Source organism: Actinomycetota bacterium (assembly GCA_035759705.1).
Lineage (GTDB): Bacteria > Actinomycetota > CADDZG01 > JAHWKV01 > JAHWKV01 > JAJCYE01.
In genome coordinates, this window is record DASTUJ010000081.1 from 1 (window position 1) to 2593 (window position 2593).

Sequence of the window (2593 nt, forward strand, 5' to 3'; positions counted from 1 at the left end):
CTGGCGCGGGGCACCCCGTTACGGGTCAAGCTCGGCATCGACCCCACGGCCTCGGACATCCACCTGGGTTTCGCCGTCGTCCTCCGCAAGCTCCGTCAGTTCCAGGACCTGGGCCACACGGCAGTGCTGATCCTGGGCGACTTCACCGCCCAGGTGGGCGACCCGACCGGCCGCTCGGCTACGCGGCCCCGGCTGGCCCCGGAGCAGATCGAGGCCAATCTCAAGACCTACCAGGCCCAGGCCGGGCTGATCCTCCGCTCCGACCGGCTCGAGGTGCACCGCAACTCCGACTGGCTCGGGACCCTCGGAGCCGACGGGCTCCTCCGCTTGGCCGGCAAGGCCACCGTCGCCCAGATGCTCGAGCGCGACGACTTCTCCAAGCGCTACGACGCCGGCCAGCCCATCTCGATCATGGAGCTCCTCTATCCCTTGCTCCAGGGCTACGACTCCGTGGCGATCAAGGCCGACGTCGAACTCGGCGGCTCCGACCAGCTCTTCAACAACCTCGTCGGCCGGGACCTCCAGGAAAAGGAAGGCCAGGAGCCCCAGGTGGTGCTGACCACCCCCCTGCTCGAGGGCCTCGACGGCGTCAACAAGATGTCGAAGTCGCTGGGCAACTACATCGGGATCACCGAGCCGCCCGCCGAGCAGTTCGGCAAGGTCATGAGCATCCCCGACTCGCTGCTGCCCCGCTACATGCTCCTGGCCACCGGCTGGCACCCCGACCGGGTCGATGCTGAGTCAGCCAAGCTGGCCTCCGGCGAGCTGCACCCCAACACCGCCAAGCGGCTCCTGGCCCGCACGATCGTCGACCTCTACCACGGCGCCGGCGCCGGCGAGGCCGCCGAGGCCGGCTTCGACCAGGTGTACAAGAGGCACGAGGTGCCCGACGACGTCCCCGAGTTCGAGCTGCAGCCCGATCAGTTGGTGGACGGGCGGATCCGGCTGGCCCGCCTGCTGGCCCTCGCCGGCCTGGTGAGCTCCAACAAGGAAGGCGCCCGCAAGATCAGCGAAGGCGCGGTGCGCCTCAACGGCGAGCGGATCACCGACCCCGACACCGAACTGGCCCCGGGCGACCTCGGCGAAGGCCTCCTCCAGGTCGGCCGCCGCTCCTGGGCCCGGATCCGAGTCTGAGGAGCAAGAAAACCTTCTCCTCCGTTCTTGCTCCCGACGCCAACTTGCTAGGTTGGTCTCCTGCGGTTCGAAAGGGCCGCTGACGGCGGTACACCGGATGCGGTGCGTGGTTTTCTGAGTTGCAGTCAGTCCACGGACCCGCTAGAGTGCACCGGTTGCTCGCCGACAGGCGCTTGTCGTCACGTCGGCTATTGACACGGACATCTCCCTTGCAGGGAGAGGTGTGTTAGGCCAGGTGAAGGGCTTCCCCCCCTTGGGTACCCCTCTCACTCGGACTGCCGCTCTTTGAAAACGGAATAGTGGTGACAAAAGCCAGTGCGGGCGTTCGCGACCTTCTCTGAAGGTCGAGGACGTTCACCAAGTCAATGCACTGAGTACACATGGACAACGTGTGAATCCAGTGCCGGGTTGCCGAAGGGACTCAGTGGGTCCCGAGGCGGCTCTTCAACCGATCGCAGGCGGAAGCGGCCCTCGGGCCGGCAAGCCGAGATCTCGATGGAGAGTTTGATCCTGGCTCAGGACGAACGCTGGCGGCGTGCTTAACACATGCAAGTCGAGCGGGGTCCATCCTGTCGCAAGACAGGGGAAGACCTAGCGGCGAACGGGTGAGTAACACGTGAGGAACCTGCCCCGAAGACTGGGATAACACCGGGAAACCGGTGCTAATACCGGATGCCCTCAGAGAGTCGCATGGCTCATTGAGGAAATGGATTCCGCTTCGGGAGGGCCTCGCGGCCTATCAGCTTGTTGGTGGGGTAACGGCCTACCAAGGCTCCGACGGGTAGCTGGTCTGAGAGGACGACCAGCCACACTGGGACTGAGACACGGCCCAGACTCCTACGGGAGGCAGCAGTGGGGAATCTTGCGCAATGGGCGAAAGCCTGACGCAGCAACGCCGCGTGGGGGACGAAGGCCTTCGGGTTGTAAACCCCTTTCAGCAGGGACGAACATGACGGTACCTGCAGAAGAAGCCCCGGCCAACTACGTGCCAGCAGCCGCGGTAATACGTAGGGGGCGAGCGTTGTCCGGATTTATTGGGCGTAAAGAGCTCGTAGGCGGTTTGGCAAGTCGGGTGTGAAAACTCCGGGCTCAACTCGGAGACGCCACTCGATACTGCTATGACTCGAGTCCGGTAGGGGAGTGCGGAATTCCTGGTGTAGCGGTGAAATGCGCAGATATCAGGAGGAACACCGGTGGCGAAGGCGGCGCTCTGGGCCGGTACTGACGCTGAGGAGCGAAAGCGTGGGGAGCGAACAGGATTAGATACCCTGGTAGTCCACGCCGTAAACGTTGGGCACTAGGTGTGGGGCTCGATCGACGGGCTCCGTGCCGTAGCTAACGCATTAAGTGCCCCGCCTGGGAAGTACGGCCGCAAGGCTAAAACTCAAAGGAATTGACGGGGGCCCGCACAAGCGGCGGAGCATGTTGCTTAATTCGATGCAACGCGAAGAACCTTACC

The 2593-nt window shown here is 64.3% G+C and carries 1 protein-coding gene and 1 rRNA gene; both read left to right on the forward strand.

Annotation, left to right across the window (positions count from 1 at the left end; translation table 11 throughout):
• Nucleotides 1-1134: tyrosine--tRNA ligase (tyrS, locus tag VFV09_05420; protein ID HEU4867152.1), on the forward strand; the 1134-nt coding region annotated here is incomplete at its 5' end.
• A gap of 492 nt (nt 1135-1626) precedes the next feature.
• Nucleotides 1627-2593, forward strand: a 16S ribosomal RNA gene (locus VFV09_05425); the annotation flags it as partial.